Annotated in this window: 18 protein-coding genes and 3 pseudogenes; 11 read left to right on the forward strand and 10 right to left on the reverse strand. The window is 69.9% G+C overall.

The window, feature by feature from the left end:
- Positions 1-39 precede the first annotated feature (39 nt).
- A complete protein-coding gene (locus EDD92_RS06735; RefSeq protein ID WP_030931534.1) occupies positions 40-816 on the reverse strand; it encodes an MHYT domain-containing protein in 777 nt (258 codons plus the stop codon).
- Between the two features lie 152 nt (positions 817-968).
- Between EDD92_RS06735 and EDD92_RS06740 the strand changes: the two genes are divergently transcribed.
- Positions 969-1,568 carry a class I SAM-dependent methyltransferase gene (locus EDD92_RS06740; RefSeq protein ID WP_123963457.1) on the forward strand — a complete coding sequence of 200 codons (600 nt, stop codon included), beginning with the start codon at positions 969-971 and terminating at the stop codon, positions 1,566-1,568.
- A 4-nt stretch (positions 1,569-1,572) separates the two neighbouring features.
- Here the strand turns inward: EDD92_RS06740 and EDD92_RS06745 are convergent, their stop codons facing one another.
- The gene (locus EDD92_RS06745) at positions 1,573-2,328 is read right to left on the reverse strand and encodes an alpha/beta fold hydrolase (RefSeq protein WP_123963458.1); all 756 of its coding nucleotides are present in this window, start codon (positions 2,326-2,328) and stop codon (positions 1,573-1,575) included.
- Between the two features lie 123 nt (positions 2,329-2,451).
- Here EDD92_RS06745 and EDD92_RS06750 point away from each other — a divergent pair, with 123 nt between their 5' ends.
- Positions 2,452-2,976, forward strand: a complete 525-nt coding sequence (locus EDD92_RS06750) for a PadR family transcriptional regulator (protein WP_123963459.1) — start codon at positions 2,452-2,454, stop codon at positions 2,974-2,976.
- Here EDD92_RS06750 and EDD92_RS52095 read toward each other — a convergent pair.
- Positions 2,962-3,158: pseudogene (locus EDD92_RS52095) on the reverse strand (hypothetical protein); the annotation flags it as partial. The gene EDD92_RS06750 and the pseudogene EDD92_RS52095 sit on opposite strands and share 15 nt — an antisense overlap.
- A 177-nt stretch (positions 3,159-3,335) precedes the next feature.
- Between EDD92_RS52095 and EDD92_RS06760 the strand changes: the two are divergent.
- The 3 genes from EDD92_RS06760 to EDD92_RS06770 all read left to right on the forward strand — a co-directional run bounded on the left by EDD92_RS06760 (position 3,336) and on the right by EDD92_RS06770 (position 6,477).
- On the forward strand, positions 3,336-3,632 hold the full coding sequence (locus EDD92_RS06760; RefSeq protein ID WP_123963461.1) for a hypothetical protein: 297 nt from the start codon (positions 3,336-3,338) through the stop codon (positions 3,630-3,632).
- A 136-nt stretch (positions 3,633-3,768) separates the two neighbouring features.
- Complete coding sequence (locus EDD92_RS06765) at positions 3,769-4,656, forward strand: hypothetical protein (RefSeq protein ID WP_123963462.1); 888 nt, start codon at positions 3,769-3,771, stop codon at positions 4,654-4,656.
- 429 nt (positions 4,657-5,085) lie between these two features.
- Positions 5,086-6,477 carry a tannase/feruloyl esterase family alpha/beta hydrolase gene (locus EDD92_RS06770; RefSeq protein WP_123963463.1) on the forward strand — a complete coding sequence of 464 codons (1,392 nt, stop codon included), beginning with the start codon at positions 5,086-5,088 and terminating at the stop codon, positions 6,475-6,477.
- A 4-nt stretch (positions 6,478-6,481) separates the two neighbouring features.
- On the opposite strand, the gene EDD92_RS06775 is transcribed toward EDD92_RS06770, so the two are convergent.
- Both EDD92_RS06775 and EDD92_RS06780 read right to left on the reverse strand, forming a co-directional pair.
- Complete coding sequence (locus tag EDD92_RS06775; RefSeq protein WP_123963464.1) at positions 6,482-6,664, reverse strand: hypothetical protein; 183 nt, start codon at positions 6,662-6,664, stop codon at positions 6,482-6,484.
- A gap of 131 nt (positions 6,665-6,795) precedes the next feature.
- Positions 6,796-7,851 (reverse strand): acyl-CoA desaturase, encoded by a 1,056-nt coding sequence (locus EDD92_RS06780; protein ID WP_123963465.1) that lies wholly within the window; start codon positions 7,849-7,851, stop codon positions 6,796-6,798.
- A gap of 382 nt (positions 7,852-8,233) precedes the next feature.
- On the opposite strand from EDD92_RS06780, the pseudogene EDD92_RS06785 reads away from it, so the two are divergent.
- Positions 8,234-8,557, forward strand: a pseudogene (locus EDD92_RS06785) (SNF2-related protein); the annotation flags it as partial.
- A 349-nt stretch (positions 8,558-8,906) separates the two neighbouring features.
- A complete protein-coding gene (locus tag EDD92_RS06790; RefSeq protein ID WP_123963466.1) occupies positions 8,907-10,934 on the forward strand; it encodes an AAA family ATPase in 2,028 nt (675 codons plus the stop codon).
- Positions 10,935-11,367: 433 nt separating this feature from the next.
- On the opposite strand, the gene EDD92_RS06795 is transcribed toward EDD92_RS06790, so the two are convergent.
- Together EDD92_RS06795 and EDD92_RS06800 are read right to left on the reverse strand one after the other, a co-directional pair.
- On the reverse strand, positions 11,368-11,661 hold the full coding sequence (locus EDD92_RS06795) for a DUF1330 domain-containing protein (RefSeq protein WP_123963467.1): 294 nt from the start codon (positions 11,659-11,661) through the stop codon (positions 11,368-11,370).
- Positions 11,662-11,951: 290 nt separating this feature from the next.
- The gene (locus EDD92_RS06800; RefSeq protein ID WP_123963468.1) at positions 11,952-12,512 is read right to left on the reverse strand and encodes a carboxymuconolactone decarboxylase family protein; all 561 of its coding nucleotides are present in this window, start codon (positions 12,510-12,512) and stop codon (positions 11,952-11,954) included.
- A gap of 129 nt (positions 12,513-12,641) precedes the next feature.
- Here EDD92_RS06800 and EDD92_RS52390 point away from each other — a divergent pair.
- Positions 12,642-12,788 (forward strand): annotated as a pseudogene (locus tag EDD92_RS52390) (winged helix-turn-helix transcriptional regulator); the annotation flags it as partial.
- 111 nt (positions 12,789-12,899) lie between these two features.
- Here the strand turns inward: EDD92_RS52390 and EDD92_RS06810 are convergent.
- On the reverse strand, positions 12,900-13,268 hold the full coding sequence (locus EDD92_RS06810) for a helix-turn-helix domain-containing protein (protein ID WP_123963469.1): 369 nt from the start codon (positions 13,266-13,268) through the stop codon (positions 12,900-12,902).
- Positions 13,269-13,555: 287 nt separating this feature from the next.
- Here EDD92_RS06810 and nadC point away from each other — a divergent pair, with 287 nt between their 5' ends.
- From nadC to EDD92_RS06825, 3 genes are all read left to right on the forward strand, one after another.
- On the forward strand, positions 13,556-14,449 hold the full coding sequence (gene nadC, locus EDD92_RS06815) for a carboxylating nicotinate-nucleotide diphosphorylase (RefSeq protein WP_123963470.1): 894 nt from the start codon (positions 13,556-13,558) through the stop codon (positions 14,447-14,449).
- Positions 14,437-15,291: a PhzF family phenazine biosynthesis protein gene (locus EDD92_RS06820; protein WP_123963471.1), complete on the forward strand. Its 855-nt coding sequence runs from the start codon at positions 14,437-14,439 to the stop codon at positions 15,289-15,291. Before nadC ends, EDD92_RS06820 begins: the two co-directional genes overlap by 13 nt.
- Positions 15,292-15,478: 187 nt before the next feature.
- Complete coding sequence (locus tag EDD92_RS06825; protein WP_123963472.1) at positions 15,479-16,828, forward strand: esterase-like activity of phytase family protein; 1,350 nt, start codon at positions 15,479-15,481, stop codon at positions 16,826-16,828.
- 80 nt (positions 16,829-16,908) lie between these two features.
- Here EDD92_RS06825 and EDD92_RS06830 read toward each other — a convergent pair whose 3' ends face one another.
- Both EDD92_RS06830 and EDD92_RS06835 read right to left on the reverse strand, forming a co-directional pair.
- Complete coding sequence (locus EDD92_RS06830; RefSeq protein WP_123963473.1) at positions 16,909-18,633, reverse strand: acyl-CoA dehydrogenase family protein; 1,725 nt, start codon at positions 18,631-18,633, stop codon at positions 16,909-16,911.
- A gap of 120 nt (positions 18,634-18,753) precedes the next feature.
- Complete coding sequence (locus EDD92_RS06835; protein ID WP_123963474.1) at positions 18,754-19,338, reverse strand: PadR family transcriptional regulator; 585 nt, start codon at positions 19,336-19,338, stop codon at positions 18,754-18,756.
- Positions 19,339-19,422 lie beyond the last annotated feature (84 nt).

Consider the following 19,422-nt stretch of genomic DNA (forward strand, 5'->3'; position numbering starts at 1 on the left):
GCTCGGGAGTGGTACGGGGCGGGGCGGGGCGGGCCGTCGCTAGCGGGCGACGGCGCTCTCGACCGGCCGCTGGGCCGAGGCGGATGCCTCGCGCTCCCCGGTCGTCGGCGACAGCGCGACGAAGGCCGAGGTCAGGAACAGATAGGAGCCGAGGCCGACGGCGAGGGGGAAGATGAACTGCATCGCCGTGGCCCCGGGCAGGGCGTGGCCGGAGGGTGTGACGCGGACGCTCACCGCGAACATCGCGGTGTAGTGCATGCTGGTCACCGCGGCGCCCATGATCAGGGAGGCGACGGTGACGGCAATGGGCGACTTGATGTTGAGCCCCGCCCACAGGGCCGCCGTCGCCGCTACGACGGCGATCAGGACGGAGAGTGCGACGAGCGCCGGGTCGTAGCTGACGTGGCCGTGCAGCCGCACCGCGGCCATGCCGAGATAGTGCATGCTCGCGACGCCGACGCCGGTGGTGAGTCCGCCGAGGAAGAGCGCGCGGGTGCGGTCACGGCTGTAGCCGACGGCGAAGACGCCGGCACAGACCACGATCATGGCGACGAGCAGGCTCACGATGGTGAGCGGCACGTCGTAGCGGATGTCGGTGCCGCTGACGCCGAAGCCGAGCATGGCCACGAAGTGCATGGTCCAGATGCCGGTGCCGATCGCGGAGGCCGCGGTGATGAGCCAGTTGCGGCGCGAGCGCCCGGTGGCGCCCAGCGCACGGACCGTGCAGCGCAGTCCCAGTGCGGCGCCGATGCAGGCCATCACATACGACAGCACGGGGGTAAGCCAGCCGAAGGTGGCGTGGTCCAGGTGTCCCATGGCCCCGGGACGCTAGTCCTGGCAGGGGCGCACAAAGGGCGCGCATTTCGAAAGGTGTTGGAATATGACGCAGAGATGCACCTGAACGATCGCACCCCGCTCGAACATGTGCGCCGCAGCGTCATCCGTGTCGGTGAGGGATCATGCGGAACATGAGCGACGACCACACACATGTCCAGGAATTCTTCGGCGCCCGAGCCGCCGACTGGGACAGCCGGTTCCCCGACGACGGTCCCGCCTACGCCGCCGCGGTCGCCGAGCTCGGGCTGCGCGAGGGCGACCGGGTGCTCGACGCGGGCTGTGGCACCGGCCGGGCCCTGACGCCGCTGCGCGCCGCCGTAGGCCCCTCGGGAGTGGTCGTCGGGGCCGATCTGACCCCCGCGATGCTCCAGGCCGCCGTACTGGCCGGCAGAGGCCACGACGGGCAGCTGCTGCTCGCCGACGTCGCCGCGCTGCCGCTGCGGTCCGAGGCGCTGGACGCGGTGTTCGCCGCCGGGCTGATCGCTCATCTTCCCCAACCGGCGGAGAATCTACGGGAGTTGGCCCGCGTCGTCCGCCCCGGCGGCACACTGGCGCTGTTCCACCCCATCGGCCGGGCGGCACTGGCGGCACGGCAGGGCCGCCGGATCACTCCGGACGACCTGCGCGCGGAGCCCAACCTCCGTCCGCTGCTGGCCGTTTCGGGCTGGCGGATGACCTCGTACGTCGACGAGGACGCCCGCTTCCTGGCGCTGGCCGCGCGGGAAGACTGACGGCTCAGCAGCGGCCGGCGACTGCCGCCGCGAAGACGTCGGGGTGGTCGAACATGACGTTGTGGCCCGCGCCGGCCACCGTCACCACGCGCACACCCGCCGCCTCCAGGGCCTGCCTGCCCGCGAGTTCACCGCTCAGCTCGCCCTGCAGATAGACGCGCTCGATCGGCAGCCGTTCGAGGATGCTGCGCATGACGGGCTCCGAGCCGCGCCGCAGGCCGACGGCCGAGCGGTGCAGGGCGCGCGGATCTGCCAGCCGCATGGTCGCCGCCCACAGAGGGCCGACACTCTCCAGCACGCGCGCGTGGCCGCCGTCGACGAACGCGTCCTCCTCGTGGGCGGCGATGCCGCTGCTGCCTGCGGTGGGCGGCGGGGAGGCGTCGAGGTTGGCCTCCGTGAGGACCAGCCGGGAGACCAGGTCGGGCCGCCGGTGGGCGAGCACGATGGCGACGGCTCCGCCCATGCTGTGCGCCACCAGCTCCGCTTCCGTCAGGCCCGCCGCGTCCAGGGCGGCGGCCAGGGCTTCAGCGTGCTCCTGGAGGGTGTAGCCGAAGTGGTGGGGGCGATCACTGGTGCCGTGCCCGGGCAGATCGACGAACAGGCTGCGTCGGCCCGCGAGTTCGGGGCGGGCCGCGATGTGCGCGTGGTACACGGCCGACATCGAGCCCAGTCCGTGCACGTACACGCGTGCGGGTTCCTCGCCGGGCGTCTCCGTCCAGCGGATGCAGCTTCCCCTGCCGTCGAACTCGGCCTGCTTCATGGCGTCCTCCCTGGTGCACGACGGTCACTCTCGACTCGCCAGGAAGATACATCGCCACCGAGGTATAGCGAAGTCGATATACAAGACTGGCGATGTACAGCGCTCGTGAGGGAGAATGCGGGCATGCTGGAGCTGGCCATCCTCGGATTCCTGTATGACGCCCCACTGCACGGCTACGAGCTGCGCAAGCGCATCACCGCGCTGACGGGTCATGTGAAGCCGGTCGCCGAGAGCACCCTGTACCCGGCGATCAAGCGCCTGGAGAATGCGGGCCTGCTGGCACGCGCCACGGAACCCGGGGCCGTGGCCGCCCCGCGTCACGTCCTGACGCTCACCGAGAAGGGCAGAGGTGAGTTGCGGCGGCGGCTCGCCGAGCCCAACCTGCGCGACATCACCGACGAGAACCGGTGGTTCACGGTCCTCGCCTTCCTGCGCCACCTCGACGACCCGGCAGCACAGGCGGCCGTGCTCCGGCGCAGGCTGGCCTTCCTGGAGGAACCGGCGAGCTTCTTCTACGACGGTGACCGGCCGCTGCGCGCCGAGGAACTGGATGATCCCTTCCGCCGTGGGCTGCTGACCATCGCGCGGGCCACGTCCCGGGCCGAACTCGCCTGGCTGCGGGAGACGATCGGGTCACTCGACGGCTGATCCGTTCACGCGCCGCACGGGGCAGCCTTGCACCCCGGGAACCGGACGGGTGCCCAGTTCGTTCAGCTCGTAGCCGTTCGGACAGCTCTTGATGCCCATGTGCCGGCCCAGGCTGCGGTAGTGGACGGCGGCGGCGACGGTCTCGTGGGGCGACGGCCGGAGCGCCTGTAGGCGTCGATCCACCACCGGTGAGTTCCGCCGTCTCGGCGAGCATCCGCCCGATGCCGGGTACGGCGTACGAGCCGCTGGACGCGCTTCACCCCGACGTCCCCCTTCTGTCGCCGGAGGTCCAACTCTACGTTGAATAGCAGGAGATGAACGATCGGCCAGGGCAACCACGCAGGGGGAAGGTGGTCAGCATGTTGGGCAGGGTGCGCAAGTCCTGTGCGAGATTCCTCAACGCCGTTCGCGCGGACATCAGCGACCGCGGGGACAAACGTACACACAATCTTTTCGAAGCCGCGGCCGCATACGTCTCGGCGTGCGCGGAGGACGACCAGGACCGGATCGAGGAGGCGGCGGGCTGGGTGTCGCCGGAGGCGCTGTCTTTCGGGGTCAACGAGCTGGCGTGCCGTGCGGTCATTGCGCTCGCGCGGGAGCGCGACGAGTCACCGGGGACGGTGGCCCGCGCGCTTCTGGGGCTCCCGGCGGCCTGACGCGTCGGATCAGGTGCGGTCGATTCGCCCCGTCCAGCCGGAAAACTGCAGCTCCGGGTGTGCTTGTGAGTCGTGACAAGCTGCTTCCGCTCGCACTAGGGTGCGCGCGATCGGATGAATCGATGGGGAGGCTGGGATGGCCGGGACGGACGAGGACGCCGTCGCCGCCGCGGACGATGCGCTTTATGTGCTCACGGCGGTACTTCTGACGCCGGCGAAGTTCCCGAGCGTGCTGGGCGACGACTATCCGGAAGCCTGCGCGGCGCTCGGCCTCGCGCCGCTCGCCGACGGATACGGCCTGGTGCTCGGCCAGGACGGCGACGGCGCCCGGTGGACGGTCGTGGTCGACGACGTCTCTCTGGTCGCCGTCGCGATCGCGTCCTGGGACTGCGGGATGGAGTACGACCTGTCGCCGGACGAGCGCTCGGTCGTGGCCGCGCTGCCGGGCTGGCCCCTGGCGGTCGCGGTGGCGGCTCCCGGCGTGCCCGAGCCGCACGATCCCGGCCCCGAGGTCGCGGACGGTCCGCCGCTGGCGCCGCCGGACACCAGCAGGTGGGGGCCGGCTCAGCGGCGGCTGGGCGCTGACGAGATCGCGCTGCAGTGGGCAGTGTGGCGGGAGCAGATCGACGACGCCGCTTTTTCGACTCCTGACGGGGCCTCGGAGGACGCAGAAAAGGCTGCGGAGGACGCCGAGCAGGAGGACGCTCAGGCCGCGGCGGGCGAGCAGGTGGACGGGCGTGCGGACGGGCAGCCGCGGCACGGCGGAGTCCGGCGGGTGCTCGCCGAGGCGCGCGCGTACGTGGACACTCCGCCGCCTCTCGGCCGCGTCCGGTCGTCCTTCGCCCCGGGCGACGCGCGGACCCTGCGTGCCGACGGTCCGGGCTGGTCGCTCGTCGCCCGTACCGACGACATCGCGTTCGTGCTGCTCGACGCGGAGCCCGGCGAGGTGCTGCCCGTCGGCCGCGGACCGGAGCTGCCGGGTCTGCTCGAGGCGCTCGACAAGATGGCCGTGCGGCCCAGCTGAGTGAGCGCAGGACCCGCGCCCCGCACGCGCTGCCGCGGCGGGGCGCTGTCCTGTACACCAGGGTGCTGACGGGCACGTTGACGTGCGTGCCGGGCAGGGCAACAACCAGGACCCCCAGGCGTACGGACGAGTCCGCGGCATCGGGCGGTCGTGAGGCTGTCGGGACAGGCTCTGCGACGGCACGGCACGATCGTCGGCAATAGCGCGTCGGCAACAGCGGCGAAGCTTGCGCCGGAGTGCTTGCGTCGATCTCCTTCCCTCGCACGGCACTTCACCCGCGGCCCCTGTTCTGAGACGCCATGCGGCGGGCGCGTGCCATGTGGTCCCGGCCCATGGATGCCGTGGAGGCCGGACCGCACGATGGGGCAGCCGTCGGCGCCAGCTCCCCCGCGGGCGTCGTTCTCTGCCGTCCTGCCCTGGAGGTCCGTCATGCGTCCGTCCCGTGGTGTTCCGCTCGCTGCCGCCGCCCTGGTGGCGGCGGCCATCACCTGGCCGGCTCCCGCCCAGGCCACGGCAGTCGGCGGGGATCACTGTGTCCACCAGGAGCGGGTGCACGTGCCGGGCGCCGCCTTCCAGCAGAGCGCCTGTCTGCCCGACCTGACCACGACCGGGCTCGCCGGTACGCCTTACACCGACATGGCCGATCAGGCCGGACTGACGGCCAAGGCGACCCGCACCCCCTCCGGGGTTCCTGGGTTGCAGATCGACGGCTATTTCCCGGACTCCTCGCACTTCAACACCACCCATGGCCTGCGGCACGACGCGCAGTTCGTGATCCGGCTGCCCGACCACTGGAACGGCGGCCTGGTGGTCACCGGTGCCCCAGGTACGCGCAGGCAGTACGCGACGGACACGGCGATCTCCGACGAGGTGATCGCCCACGGGTATGCGTACGCGGCGACCGACAAGGGCAACAGCGGTGCCGACTTCTACCGTGACGGATCGCGGCCCGGTGATGCGGTCGCCGAGTGGAACGTGCGGACCACTCAGCTGACCCGGGCGGCCAAACGCGCGGTGGCGCAGCGGTACGGGCACGCACCGCGCCGCACGTTCATGACCGGTATCTCCAACAGCGGTTATCTCACCCGCTGGCAGTTGGAGAACCACCCGGAGCTGTACGACGGCGGCGTGGACTGGGAGGGCGCGCTGTGGACCGCGGACGGCCCGAGCCTGCTCACCTCGCTGCCGACGGCGGTGGCGCGGATGCTGGGCTCGGCGCGGGACGAGGACCTGTACGCGGTGGGCTTCGCGCGTGGCTCGGAGTTTCTGTGGCCGTACCACGAGAAGGCGTACTGGGGCGTCACACAGAAGATCTACCGCGCCGAGTTCGACCCGACGTACGACCCCGGCTGCCCCGGCCCGTCCGCCGGCAGCACCGCGGAGCAGATCCTGTCGCCGTGCCCCGCCGACGCGGTGTACGACTATGCGTCGCGGCCAGCATCCGTCCATCGCGCGGTGGCCCGCGTGGCGCTCACGGGGCGCATCGGCCGACCGCTGATCACGCTGCACGGCGACCTGGACGCACTGTTGCCCAAGGCCGCCGACTCGGACGTGTACGCGCGCATGGTGGCCGCGAGCGGACGGGGTGCACTGCACCGCTACTACACGATCCAGGGCGGCACGCACGTCGACGGGTTGTACGACACCTATCCGGCCCGGCTGCGGCCGATCCTGCCCTGCTACCGCTCGGCGTTCGACGCGCTGGTCTCCTGGGTGGAGACGGGCGCGCAGCCGCCCGCGGACCATACCGTCGCACGGCCCGCGGACGGCGATGTGGTCGACTCCTGCGCGCTGGCCGACCGGGCCGATCCCTTGAGGTAGTGCTTCAGCGGCCGAGCTCCTTGCGGGTGATGCGGCGCAGCCTGCGCCGCTGCGAGGGGTCCAGCGTGAGGTATGCGGCGGTCGGGACTCCGAGGACGATCAGGACCACCGCCCAGAAGGGCAGCCAGATCCACAGGAAGAGCCCGAGCGCCACACCTCCTATGGCGATCTTCGCGTTGTTCGACATGTACGTCGCCTCCTTCGCGGCCTGTGCCGCTCTCTGTCCTGAAAACGGGCCCGCGCCTCCCGCGGTTCCGGACCACGACCCTGAGACGTCCCTGAGGTACGACCCCGACTCGTCCCTGAGAACACTGTCCGTCATTCCGCCCTGAGGGGCTCCCCCACTGCATGCAGGTGACGCAGGGCCTGCCGGTAGGAGTCGACGAGTCCGGTCTCCGCATAGGGAATACCCAACTCCCGGCAGTGTGCGCGCACCAGGGGCTGGGCGAGCCGGAGATGGGGGCGGGGCATGCTGGGGAAGACATGGTGCTCGATCTGGTAGTTGAGGCCGCCGAGGAACCAGTCGGTCAGGATGCCGCCGCGGATGTTGCGCGAGGTGAGCACCTGCCGGTGCAGATGTCCCCAGCGCTCGCCGTTCGGGTCGGGCATCTCCATGCCCTTGTGGTTGGGGGCGAAGGCCAGCCCCAGGTGCAGGCCGAACAGCGCCTGGTGGAAGGCGGCGAACGCGAGGGCCTTGCCCGGGGAGAGCGAGGTGAGCAGCAGCGTCGCGTAGGCGGCGACGTGGGTCACCAGCAGCAGGCCCTCCACCGCGCGCTCCCGGGGTGACTGCCGGCGCAGGTCCTGGAAGCCGTGGATCTTCAGGGCGACGCCTTCGAGGAGGGTGAGGGGGAAGAAGAGCCAGGCCTGGTTGCGGGTCAGCCAGCGCCGGAATCCCGACCGGTCCTTGGCCTGCGCGCCGGTGAAGACGAGGACGTCGGCGACGACGTCCGGGTCCTTGTCGATGTGGTTGGGGTTGGCGTGGTGGCGGTTGTGCTTGTCGTTCCACCAGGCGTAGCTCATGCCCAGGAGCAGGTTGCCGTGGATCAGGCCGATGATGCGGGCCGCCGACTTTCCGGCGGATATCTGGGAGTGGCCCGCGTCGTGGCCGATGAAGGCCGTGCGGGCACCGAACACGGCGAGCAGCGGCGCCAGGAGCAGGGACCACCAGGAATCGCCGGTCAGGACGATGCCGGTGACGATGCCCGCCAGGGCGAGTGCGTTGCCGGCGATGCCGAGCGCGTACCAGGTGCGGCGCCGTTCCAGCAGTCCCTGGCCGCGGACCGTGCGCAGGAGGGGCGCGAACTCGCTTCCGGCGGGCGGTGCGTCGCGCGTTCCCCAAAGGGGTTCGGCGACCGCTGTGGTGGGCTCGGGCATGTCCGGTCTCCGGCTCTCTGGGGCAACAGGCTGACCTGAGGAAACGTACGAAACGATGACCTGTTGCGACCATGACGCCACCACCCGTGTACGGGCGGGGGGCAGCCGGTGGTGCGCCGGGGGGCTTACGACACCTCCGAAGCGAGACGGCCGGGTGGCGACTCGGCCGTATCCCGGTTGCCCGCCGAATGCTGTACCCTCGGCGACCCCGACCCCAGTAGTCAAATTTGAGGAATGCGGCTTCGCAGTGCAGAGGATCCCCACGGCAACACCGTCAGAGATCTCCGAACTGGCCAACTCCTGGTCCGTTTTCGTGCCCGGTGACCCGGCCCGCACCGGCCGGGTCGCCTTCTGGGGCTCGGCTGCGGTGCTCGCCCTGCAACTCCTCGTCGACCCCCGGGAGGCGCGCCGCGCCCAGCAGGACCGCAAGATCACACCCATCGACGCGATCGGAGCCGCACTGACGGGCTCGACGGAGGTCGACGGTCGCCGGGTCGACGTACATCCCACGGGGTGGCTGGCGGCCCTGCGGGAGCGGCTCGCGGCCCCGGAGTCGCAGGAGCCGGTCGCGCAGCCCAGGGCTCTCGCGGCCACCTTGCGGGACTACCAGCGCCAGGGCCTGAGTTGGCTGGCCCGGATGACGCCCCTGGGCCTGGGCTGCTGTCTGGCCGACGACATGGAACTCGGCAAGACGATCACTCTGATCCTCCCTGTCAAGTCAGCATGTGCCGCGTCGCACAACCGGATCACGGCGGCCGCCGGTGTCCGCATTGGGAATGCAGGCCAGCCCCGTCCCGGCCTGCGACGCGACCACGAACCTTTCCCGTGGATTCACTGCCTTTCCCATGCACGGGAAAGCAACACCGGCATTCAAGGAAAACGACGGAATGCATGACACGAAGTGCGGTCAGCCGTAAGGACATAGCCGCGACAAGTAATTCAAGACTTACCTTCAGGGAACTTTGTCCGTATGGTGCGGCTCGAATCGAAGGAGTCCCTTGTTGTCAAAGATAAATGATTCTGCCGTGCGTGCGGTTGAATCGGAGCAAGGTTACGTGTCCTCATTGTATGAGCTGCTCACCGAGCGGCTTTCCGAGGCGCGAGCGAACCGGGCGAGTGTACTGAAGGCCCCGGCGGACGGCGCCGGGGCAGCGTACGAGAGAGAGATCGCCGCCGACCGTCTGACCAAGGAGATCGGCCGGCTGGAAGGCGCCAAAAACGGGCTGGTCTTCGGGCGCATCGACTGGACGGACGGGACGGCCCTGCGCATCGGGCGGATCGGACTGCACACGGAGGAGGACGAACTGCCGCTGCTCGTGGACTGGCGCGCGAACGCCGCGCGGCCCTTCTACGAGGCGACACCGGTCCACCCGATGGATCTGCGGCGGCGCCGGCACCTGCGCCTCGAGGAGCGCACGGTCGTCTCAGTGAGCGACGAACTGCTGGACGGGTCCGCTCCGACCGACGAGGACGTCGTGGGGGACGGCCCGTTGACCGAGGCCCTGTCGGCACGGCGTACGGGCAGGATGCACGCGGCCGTCGCGACGCTGCAGGCCGAGCAGGACGAGATCGTCCGCTCCGCCCACCGCGGAGTGACCGTGGTGCAGGGCGGGCCCGGCACCGGCAAGACGGTGGTCGCCCTGCACCGGGCGGCCTACGTCCTGTACGCGTTCCCGCGCGCCGCGGAGGAAGGCGTCCTCGTGGTGGGCCCAAACGCCCGTTTCCTCGACTACATCTCCCAGGTCCTTCCCTCGCTCGGGGAGAACGACGTCGATCTGGCGACCTGTCAGGAACTGGCCGGAGTGTCCCCGGACGCGGTGGACCCGTTCGACACGGCGCGCCTCAAGGGCGGATTGGACCTCGCCGACGCCCTGGCCGGCCTGCTGCGAGACCACCAGGCCCCCGCCGGTGACTTCACCGTCCGGGTCGGGCAGGAACTGGTCCGCCTGTCCGAGAAGGAGGTCGCCACTGCACGCGCCGCCGCCCTGGCGGCCGCATCCGGCCACAACCCCGCGCGCCAGACGTTCAAGGAACTCCTGGTCGACGCCGTCACCGACGCGATGCAACGGGACATGGGCGATCTCCTGGAGCAGATCGACGCCGATGCCGAGCAGATGACGGGCCTGAACCTCGACCGGTTCACGGGGGTCGCCCAGCGCCGTGCCGAGGGCGCCGCCGACCCGGGTCCGGTCCACGAGCTGGACCTGGAAGCCATCGGGGCCGATCTCCTCGACGACGCCGGTGTCGACCGGGCGGTCGATGCGCTGTGGCCGAGGCTGGTACCCGGCGACCTCGTGAAGGCACTGCTGACGGATGCCGACGCCCTGGCCGAGCGCCTGCCGACCTTGACCCCGCAGGAGCGGTCCCTGCTCCTGCGTGCCCCGGACGCCCCGTGGACCGATGCGGACGTGCCGTTGCTGGACGAGGCGGCGAGCCTGGTCGACGGCCCGCCCGAGCGGACGTACGGGCACGTCGTCGTCGACGAGGCGCAGGAACTGACCGCCATGCAGTGGCGGATGATCGTCCGCCGCTGCCCGGCGAGGGCGATGACGCTGGTGGGTGACTTCGCCCAGTCGGGCCCGGCCACGACGGCACGCGACTGGAAGGAAGCCCTGAGCCCGCATGTCGGGACACGGTTCAGACTGCACGACCTGACGGTCAGTTACCGCACCACGCAGGAAATCCTGGAGAACGTCCGGGACATGCTCGCGCGGATCGCTCCGGACCAGCGGCCCACACGGTCACTGCGCAGCGGTGAGAGCCCGCGCACCGTGACCGCACATGGGGACGGGTTGGTCACCGCCCTCGTGGAGGAACTGCGCGCCCAGAGCACCGCGCAGCCGGACGAACTCCTGGGAGTGATCTGCGCGGACACCCGGGTGAGCCAGTTGACGGCTCACGGCATCGCCGACCGCGCACGCATCGTGCCCGCGTCCGAAACACGTGGCCTCGAGTTCGACGGGGTCGTCGTCCTGAACCCCGAGGAGATCATCACGGCCCGCCCCGGCGGGGAGAGGGACCTGTACGTGGCCCTGACCCGGGCCACCAAGCGCCTGTGCACCATCACCACCCAGCCCGCATGACGGCGCGGCGCCCGCGTGGTCGCCGCGGGCGCACAAGTGCCCCAACGCGCCGTCAACGTGCGCACTGGTGCAGCCCTGGCCTCCCTGCTCAGCCTGATGTCCTGCCTTCCGGCGTGCGTCGTCCAACGAGAGGCAACGTTGGACAGGAGTGTGAGTCAGGTTTTCTCGGGCACTCGTGCACACTCGCGTGCATACTGGAGATCGCGAAAAGGCCCGCGACCGGCATTCCTGCTGGTCACGGGCCTTTCATGACAGCAGCCCAGACGGGTCACACAGCAGATGGATGCTGGACGTGCCGCTGGTCATCAGATCCGTTTGCCCGCTGGACCGATCTGTCGCATGAGTACCGGTTCGCGGTTCGCTTCGGGCGAGCGTGAGTTCTGCCGACGAGGCCAGCGGGGCCGCCAGGCCGGCCTGAACGTCAGTGCGCCGGTCAGTCGACGCCTTCGACGATGCGGAAGTCGCGCTCGACGGCGTCGGAAAGGGTGACCAGCGCCTCCTGGTATGCCGCGCTCTCACGTGCCGCGACCGCCTGTTCAAAGGTGTCGAACTCGATCAGGACGGTGCGCTCGGCGATTCCGTCATCGTGGGCGACGACTCGACCGCCGACGGCGAGCCTCCGCCCGCCCCCGGCCTGGACGGCCGGACCAGCCAGCTTGTTGTAGGCGGCCAGTTTCTCGGGGTCGGAAATGGTGCGGTAGACGCTGACCCAGTAACCCTTGGCCATGGAAACCTCCTGTGTTCGGACAAGCGTGCCAGGCTTCGAGTCGACACTCAGATTGATCGGCCCCGGCGACGGATCACCGGGCATTCAGAGGGCGGTTCGCAAGGAACTGGCTGATTGTGGTGTGCTGTTGAGACAAGACGATGTCTCAGTTGGCGATGGAGCCCTGCCTGCAACTCGTACCAATCGCTCAATTCACCAGGCATCCCTGTCTGGATGAAGTCGTGAACGATGTCCCGCCCAAGCCGTCCTCGCTCTACATCTGGCCGGCTCAGCGTGAAGTTGGAAAGGGCTCACTGCGCCGGGAACGGGGCACCCCAGGGCTCTTCCTCCAGGAGGAGCCCGTTGGCCAGGTAGCTGATGGTTCGGTACCAGCCGGCCAGCACGAGGAACTCCAGGAGTTGGGCGTCTTCGTAGTGGACGCCCAGCGAATCCCAGGCGGGTTGTGAGAGTTGTGCTGTGTCGTGCAGTTCGTCGACGGCGTTGAGCAGTGCCGCATGACGAGGCAGCCACGCGGTGTTGGCTGCGACGTCGATGTCGGTGGTGGCCTGGAGCTGTTCCTGGCTCAGTCCGGCCTGCTGTGCGAGGGTCGCGGCGTGTGCCCCCCATTCGTAGGCGCAGCCGGTGCGTGCGGTTACTCGGGCGATGATGATCTCGCGGTCGATGGCGGGAAGAAGTCCGTGGCCCAGCAGGCCGGCCCCCAGGGCGAACATGCGTGAGGCCAGTTCCGGGTTGCGGTGCAGTACCCGGAACAGTGTGAGCGGCTCGTGTGTCACGCCGGGAGGCATCCATCGGCGCAGTGCCTGGTCGATGGGCGCGGGATATGGCGGGGTGAGCGGTTCGATGCGCGGCATGGGCACCTCCTGCTTCGGTTTTCGAATCACTATGGCGCTTCGAAACCCGAAGCGCAAGGAGTAGGCATGGAAGCCAGAACGCCTCGGCCGGCTTCACCGGTACGAGGGCCCGATTCAGGGCGCCCGGCCATGGCTGCACTCGATCTGCTCGGGCGGCGCTGGACGCTGCGCATCCTGTGGGAACTGAACCAAGCCCCGGCAGGCTTCCGGGAGTTGCAGCGCCGTTGTGAACGCATGCCATCGAGCATGCTCAGCACCCGGCTGGGCGAGCTGACCGGCGCCCGCGTGCCCACTCTGCACGGCGACGCCTATCACCTCACCCAGCTTGGCAAGGACCTAGGGCCTGCGGAGGTTCCGAGCGCGCCGTCAACCCAGGCCGCGCGGGCGTCAGCCGGCAGAACCCCTCTCGGGCGTCCCGTCGCCCACGGCGTCGGGATGCGAGGTGCCGTCGGCGGGCCGCTCGCTGTCGCGGTGCGCCGGTTGCGGGTCGAGCATCGCCGCCCAGCGCTCCGACCACTGGGCAAGGGGGTTGAGTGCGAGGCAGGCATCCCGCCCCAGCGGAGTGAGCTCGTACCGACTGTCGGGCAGTTGGTGGACCACGTGGGCATCCAGCAGTTCGGTCAGGCGCTGCCGCATCACGCTGGAGGACATGTCGTCGCACTGCTTCTGCAGGGGGCGGAACCCAAGGGGGCCCTCGCGCAGCTCCCAAAGGATGCGCAGGCTCCACCGCCGTCCGAACAGGTCGAGTGCGGCCATGAGGGGGCGACCGGTGGTCGAACCACGAACTGGCTTGCCGGGTTTTGGGGTTGGCATGGCGTGGAGTCCAGCCTCCAAGGTTGATGCTTCGGATTCCGAAACGCTACCATCGGCGATCGCTTCGGAAAACGAAACGAAGGGGTCCGTCGTGGCAACCACCCACCCGCGTCGCCCCGCACCGTCCGCTTCCGAATCCCACGATCACCGCCTGGGAGCACTACCTGCGCTGCAGCTGCGTCAGTGGTGGTGACCGCCAGGCTCAACGCCCACCCGGAGACGGAGACCAGATGACCACGACACAGTTTCCCTCGGCTGCGGGACGGGCCGCCGTCGCCGCCGCCCTGGCCGAGGACGCCTCGGGGAACGACATCACCACCGCGTGGAGTGTTCCCGAAGACCTGGCGGCCACGGCCGAAGTCCGCACCCGGCAGAGCGGCATTGCCGCCGGCCTCCCCGTGGTCGCCGAGGTCTTCGCGCAGGTCGATCCCGAGGTCGAGATCGAGGCGAGCGTCGCCGACGGCGCCCGGCTGACCGACGGCGACGTCCTGTTGCGCCTGTCCGGTCCGGCGCGCAGCCTGATCACCGGCGAGCGCACGGCGCTGAACTTCCTGCAGCGCCTGTGCGGCATCGCGACACTGACCGACCGCTACGTCCAGGCCGTGGCCGCGACCAGGACCCGCATTCTGGACACCCGCAAGACGGCACCGGGCCTGCGTGCCCTCGACAAGTACGCGGTGACCGTCGGCGGTGGCCACAACCACCGGCTCGACCTCGCGGCGATGGTCCTGCTCAAGGAGAACCACATCGCCGCGGCGGGCGGGGTCACCGCAGCGATCGAGGCAGTCCGCCGCGGGATGGCGCGTACCGGGCAGACGGTGGAGGTCGATGTCGAAGTGCAGACCGTGGCAGAAGCTGCTGAGGCGCTCGATGCCGGGGCCCGCTGGATCATGCTCGACAACATGCCGTTGGCCGACATCGAGCAGGTGGTGAAGATCCGGGCCGGACGGGCCGACGCTCCCCGGATCCTGCTGGAGGCCTCGGGTACCGTCCGCCTGGACAGTGTCCGCGCCATCGCCGAAACGGGCGTCGACCTGATCTCGGTCGGAGCGTTGACACACAGCGCACCCGCACTCGACCTGACGATGCTGCTGACCACCGGCCCGGTGCCATGCCCGAGGTAGCGATCGTCGACGCGTGTCAGCGACAGCGCAGGGGTGGCAGCCCGACCGCCGTTCTGGACGACGCGCCGCTGACCGACGAGGAACGATGCCGTGTTACCACGGAGTTGGGAACGTCGCACGCCGTCTTCCTCCGCCCGACCGGAACCGAGCGCGCCCATCCGCCGTACACCCTCCGGTTCTTCACCGCCGCAGGCGAACTGCCCGCCTGCGGCCACGGCACCGTCGCCGCCCTCGCGCTGCTCGCCGAACGTGAAGGCAGCGACGACTACCGCGCCGTCCTGCGGACGGCCCACCGCAGCTTCGACGGCCGGGCCACCCGAAACGGTGACAGCCTGACAGCATCGTTCGATCCAGGCCCGGTCAGCCTGAGCGACGCCCAAGGGCCCGAACTGGAGGCGATCGCACACGGCCTCGGTCTGCCCGAGGACGCAGTCGCCGGGGACGCCTGCGTGGCGTCGAACGGGCGGCCGAGGCTTCTGCTGCCCCTCCGGTCCCGCGCCGTGCTGGCCGAGCTCACCCCGGACTTCGCCCTGCTGCGCGCAGCCTGCGACCGCCACGGTCTGCTGGGCTGCTACGCCTACTCGCTCCCGGACCGGCACGGCCGGGCGGCAGCCCGGATGTTCGCGCCGTCGATCGGAGTCCCCGAGGACATCGCCAACGCCAACAGCACGGCCTGCCTGGCCGCGCACGCGGCCGGATCCGGTACGGACCGCCTCATCGTCGACATGGGCGACCACCTCGGCTGCCCGTCGACCATCACAGCAACCGTTCACCACGACGGCGTGGAGCACCGAATCCGGGTCGGCGGCCAAGCGACGATCGCGCGAACGGTCGTGCTCTGAGTCCTGCGGTACTCAGGGCCGGTCAGGCTGCGTGCCGAGCAGAGCCGCCACCTCTCAGGCAGGCATCAACCGGGTCGCGTCCACTGCGCCGCAACCCGACGCCCCGTGTTCACCCGGCGGTCGCGACGCGTTCGCTGCAGTGCCCAAATCTTGCCGCTGTCAACGAACTTGTCACACAGGAGGCCCGATGTTCCCGCACGCCACCGGCCGGCTCCGCGTCCGGCGCTCCGTCGCAGTGAGCGTTCCGCTGGTCGTGATCGCGGCCCTGGTGGCGGCCGGTCCGGACGCGAGTGCGTCGGACGAGGATGCGCATGTCGTCCGTACGGCGACGCTCGGGGACATTCCGCTGGGCGGCTTCAGCAACAGCCTGTTGCCCGGGACGGTGGACGAAGACCGGGGCATCGACCTCGGCGGGATCGGCAGCGACATCTACCCGGCGGGCCGCAAGGGTGAGTTCTGGACGGTCACCGACCGCGGGCCCAACGGCCAGATCAAGGTGGCCGGTACGAAGCGCCGCACCTTCCCGGTGCCGGGCTTCGATCCGGCGATCGTGAAGATCCGGGTGGTCGGCGACACCGTGAAGGTGCTGGACGCGATTCCGATCACCACCGCTTCCGGGAAGGCCGTCACGGGGCTGCCGAACCAGGCGGGGCGCGACGAGGTGCCGTACTCCTACGACGCCAGGTCTGCGCTGTCGTACAACCCGAGCGGGCTGGACACGGAGGGCATCGTGCGGGCCGAGGACGGGAGTTTCTGGCTCGTCGACGAATACGGCCCGAGCCTTGTCCATGTCTCCGCGCGCGGGAGGGTGCTCACGCGCTACGTGCCGAAGGGGCTGAACCTCACCGGCACCGAGTACCCGGTGGTGGAGGCGCTGCCCGCGATCCTGCTGCACCGGAAACTCAACCGCGGTTTCGAGGGGTTGGCCCAACTGCCCGGCGGCGACCTGGTGATGACCGTGCAGAGCCCGCTGTCCCTGCCCGACACGGATGCGGGTGCAGCGTCGCGCACCACGCGTCTGCTGCGTTTCTCGCCGAAGAAGAAGGCCGTCACCGCCGAGTACGCGTACCGCTTCGATCCGGTGAACGTGGTGGACCCGAGCGAGGACGACACCTCCGAGCTGAAGATCTCGTCGGTGGTCGCCGTGGGCGGCAATCGGCTGCTGGTGGAGGAGCGCACCGACAAGGCCGCGCGGCTGCAGCTGGTGAAGCTGGAGCGAGGCGCGAACATCCTGGGTGGTCCCTACGACGACGACACGACGTCTCCGTCCCTGGAGCAGCTCGACGACCCGGCGGCCTCCGGCGTCCCGGTGCTCGACAAGCGGCTGGTCGTCGACCTCGGTACGGTCGCCGGGGTGCCCGGGAAGATCGAGGGCATCGCGCGCGTGGATCACGACACGCTCGCCCTGATCAACGACAACGACTTCGGCATGACGGACGGCGCGGGCGCTTTCGACGCGCAGGGGCGGCTGGTGGACAGCGGCATCGAGACGACGGTGACGTATGTGCGGCTGCGCCGGCTTCAGCCTGGCATGTGACCTGCGGCGGGGCTGAACACTTCCCGACGGTGGCCGGGCCCGCGCGGCCCGGCCACCCGTTGCTGATGCGCAGGGCGCGCCTACGGGGCCATCTCGTACGCGCCGGACAGCGCCTCGACCCGCTGCCAGACCCGCTCCGTGCGTGCCTCGTCGACGACCGGCCGCCGGATCGAACCGAGCGCCCACTCCTGCTGCTGTTCGGTCGCCGAGTCCTTGCCGTGCAGTTCGACGGCGTGCGCGGAGAAGTCCCGTACGAGGACGGCGAAGAGTTCGTCGAGCACGTCCTCGTCGAGGCCGGTCAGGGCGGCCTGCTCCAGGACGAGCTGTCCGTGCACGACGAGGGCGAAGAGTTGACCGACCGCGAGGAGGAGGTCGAGGTCCCGGCTCTGCTCCGCGTCGGGCGCGGCCGTGGCGACGAACTCGCACAGTGCGTCGGCCTGTTCGCGGAAACGGGACACATTCGGCAGATGCGCGTACGTGTCGAAGGCGGGCCGCCAGTCGTGGAAGCGCACCGAGCCGAGGCCGCGGGCCGGGCCCTGCCGGAACAGGAAGTCGTCGTCGGCCGCGTCGAGGCGGGTGGGTACGGCGGGGTAGTCGACCGGGTCGAGGAGGTGGCTGCGCAGGAACTTCAGGATCAGCGCCAGGTTGACGTGGACCGTGCCCTCCAGCTTCGGAAGGCCGCGGATCTCCACGGCAGCCTGGGCGAAGTAGTTGTCCTTCTCGAAGCCCTTGGCCGCGATGACGTCCCACATCAGGTCGATGACCTTCTCGCCCTCGGTGGTCACCTTCATCTTCGTCATCGGGTTGAAGAGGAGGTAGCGGCGGTCGTCCGGGCCGGCGGAGCGGAAGTAGTCGACGGCGCGGTCGCTGAACAGCTTCATGCCGACGAGCCTGACGTACGCGTCGGTCAGCTCACGCCGCACATGCGGGAAGGCGGTGACGGGGCGGCCGTAGAGGATGCGGTTGTGGGCGTGGGTGACGGCCTCGTACATCGCGTGCTCGCAGATGCCGATCGAGGCGGTGCACAGGTTGAACTTGCCGACGTTGACGGTGTTGAGCGCGGCGTCGAAGGCGGCGCGGCCGGTGTGCAGGACGTCCTCGCCCGCTACGGGGTAGTCCTCCAGCCGGAACTCGCTGACGAACTTCGAGGAGTCGACGACGTTCTTGACCAGGTGATAGGCCGGGTGACGGCTGTCGGCGGCGAAGAAGACGTAGCCGTCGGGGCCCTCGACGTCGGTACGGCGGCCGAAGACCGAGACGAGTCCTGCGGCGTTGCCGTTGCCGATGTAGTACTTGGAGCCGGTGGCACGGAAGCCGCCGTTGCCGTCGGGCTCGAGCAGCATGTCGGTGGAGTAGATGTCGGCGCCGTGGGCCTTCTCGGACAAGCCGAACGCGAACACCTCACCCTGGGCGAGGAGTTCGGCGGCGCGGGCGCGGGCGGCGGCGTTGTCGCTCTGCCAGACCGGGCCGAGGCCGAGGATCGTGACCTGCCAGGCGTACCAGTAGTCGAGGCCGTAAAAGCCCAGGATCTCGTTGAGCGCGGCGATCCGGCCGGTGTCCCACCGCTTGTCCGGTTCCCCCTCCCCCGCGGCGGACGACGGCGTCAGGAAGGTGGCGAAAAGGTTCTCTTTCGCTGCGAAGGCGAGGAAGTCGCCGAGCCAGGCGCGGGTCCGGTAGTCCTCGATCAGCCGCCTCTTCCCGCGCTCCTCGAACCAGTCGACGGTGGCACGCAGCAAGCGGCGCGTCTCGGGGTCGAAGTGCGCGGGGTCGTAGGTGCGCGGGTTGAACAGCAACTGGTCGGCCATGGGATGACGCCTTTCGGCTGGTGGACGGGTGGGAAACGGAAGATCAGACGGCGGGAAGGGCCGGACGGGCCGGACGGGCCGGACGGGGGATCGGGAGGAGCGGCGGGGGAACGGCGGCGATCAGCGGCCGGGACCGAACCGGGCCAGCGTGGCGAGCACGTCGTCCAGCCAGTCGATCATCATCCGCTCGTACGCGATGCCTCCGCGCAGGACGACATGCTGGAGCTCTCGCTCCGCGTCGAGCGGCGCAGCAGTACCGGCCGTGCTTGCTTCGGGCGTGCTTGCTTCGGGCGTGAAGTCGCGCGCCTCTCCTGCGAGATAGCGCGCCAGCCGGTCCCGGTGCGCCTGGCGGTGCCGCTCCACCTCGCGGATCAGGGCGGCCGGGTCGTCGAAGGCGGCGCCGCGGATCTTCACGGCCAGGTCGTGGCGGACGCTCTCCGGCTCGATCGGATCCTGCAACCAGGAGGACAGCGCAGCCCGGCCGAGGTCGGCGACGGAGTATTCCTTCTTGTCCGGCCGGCCCTGCTGCGCGACGTCCCGCACGTCGACCCAACCGTCGTTCTCCATGCGCTTGAGCACGCGGTAGATCTGTTGGTGGGTCGCGGTCCAGAAGTAGCCGATGGACCGCTCGAAGCGCCGGGCCAGCTCGTAGCCGGAACCTGGCTTCTCCAGAAGCGACACCAAGATCGCGTGTTCGAGCGCCATGCCGTCGATCCTTCTATGCAACTCGTTGCATAGCAAGCCTCGCCCGCTCCGATGCGACGTGGCTCACGCCGGCAACATGCCCGA

It is taken from the genome of Streptomyces sp. TLI_185 (genome assembly GCF_003814765.1).
Classification (GTDB): domain Bacteria; phylum Actinomycetota; class Actinomycetes; order Streptomycetales; family Streptomycetaceae; genus Streptomyces.

Coding starts and splice junctions, on each gene's coding strand:
- EDD92_RS06775 (WP_123963464.1), bottom strand. CDS start 6,664: ATGTCGAACAACGCGAAGATCGCCATAGGAGGTGTGGCGCTCGGGCTC.
- EDD92_RS06830 (WP_123963473.1), bottom strand. CDS start 18,633: ATGGCCGACCAGTTGCTGTTCAACCCGCGCACCTACGACCCCGCGCAC.
- EDD92_RS06795 (WP_123963467.1), bottom strand. CDS start 11,661: ATGGCCAAGGGTTACTGGGTCAGCGTCTACCGCACCATTTCCGACCCC.
- EDD92_RS06760 (WP_123963461.1), top strand. CDS start 3,336: ATGTTGGGCAGGGTGCGCAAGTCCTGTGCGAGATTCCTCAACGCCGTT.
- EDD92_RS06745 (WP_123963458.1), bottom strand. CDS start 2,328: ATGAAGCAGGCCGAGTTCGACGGCAGGGGAAGCTGCATCCGCTGGACG.
- EDD92_RS06780 (WP_123963465.1), bottom strand. CDS start 7,851: ATGCCCGAGCCCACCACAGCGGTCGCCGAACCCCTTTGGGGAACGCGC.
- EDD92_RS06765 (WP_123963462.1), top strand. CDS start 3,769: ATGGCCGGGACGGACGAGGACGCCGTCGCCGCCGCGGACGATGCGCTT.
- EDD92_RS06770 (WP_123963463.1), top strand. CDS start 5,086: ATGCGTCCGTCCCGTGGTGTTCCGCTCGCTGCCGCCGCCCTGGTGGCG.
- EDD92_RS06735 (WP_030931534.1), bottom strand. CDS start 816: ATGGGACACCTGGACCACGCCACCTTCGGCTGGCTTACCCCCGTGCTG.
- EDD92_RS06740 (WP_123963457.1), top strand. CDS start 969: ATGAGCGACGACCACACACATGTCCAGGAATTCTTCGGCGCCCGAGCC.
- EDD92_RS06825 (WP_123963472.1), top strand. CDS start 15,479: ATGTTCCCGCACGCCACCGGCCGGCTCCGCGTCCGGCGCTCCGTCGCA.
- nadC (WP_123963470.1), top strand. CDS start 13,556: ATGACCACGACACAGTTTCCCTCGGCTGCGGGACGGGCCGCCGTCGCC.
- EDD92_RS06810 (WP_123963469.1), bottom strand. CDS start 13,268: ATGGCCGCACTCGACCTGTTCGGACGGCGGTGGAGCCTGCGCATCCTT.
- EDD92_RS06835 (WP_123963474.1), bottom strand. CDS start 19,338: ATGGCGCTCGAACACGCGATCTTGGTGTCGCTTCTGGAGAAGCCAGGT.
- EDD92_RS06800 (WP_123963468.1), bottom strand. CDS start 12,512: ATGCCGCGCATCGAACCGCTCACCCCGCCATATCCCGCGCCCATCGAC.
- EDD92_RS06820 (WP_123963471.1), top strand. CDS start 14,437: ATGCCCGAGGTAGCGATCGTCGACGCGTGTCAGCGACAGCGCAGGGGT.
- EDD92_RS06750 (WP_123963459.1), top strand. CDS start 2,452: ATGCTGGAGCTGGCCATCCTCGGATTCCTGTATGACGCCCCACTGCAC.